The 324-nt window shown below is 54.0% G+C and carries 1 pseudogene; it reads left to right on the top strand.

Annotated features, from left to right (window positions below):
• Window positions 1-324 (top strand): annotated as a pseudogene (locus tag AF337_RS44560) (hypothetical protein); the annotation flags it as partial.

The raw sequence follows: 324 nt of genomic DNA, 5'->3' as shown, positions 1-324 counted from the left end.
AGACTATATTGGACCCGTTCGGCGGCTCGGGCACAACGGCCCTTGCGTCACAGTTTCTGGGCGTTCGCCCGACTACTATTGAAGTGAACCCCTTCCTCGCAGACCTTATCGAGGCCAAGGTGGCCTCCTATGACCTTGATCGAGCAGCTAATCTGTTTGGAGTAGTTGTCGAGGAGGTCCGTAAGGCTGGCCCTATGCAGGAAATGTGGCCGGATGCTCCGTCGACGTTTGTCGAGCCGGGCAAGGATGGGAGGTATATATTCTCCCGCCCCGTGGCTGAGCAAATTCAAAAATACATATATGCAATCAATAACCTACCTGACC

This window comes from Rhizobium ecuadorense (assembly GCF_001187535.1).
Taxonomy (GTDB): Bacteria; Pseudomonadota; Alphaproteobacteria; order Rhizobiales; family Rhizobiaceae; genus Rhizobium; species Rhizobium ecuadorense.
Note: the sequence above shows the minus strand (reverse complement) of the source record. Positions and strands in the feature narration are given on the sequence as shown.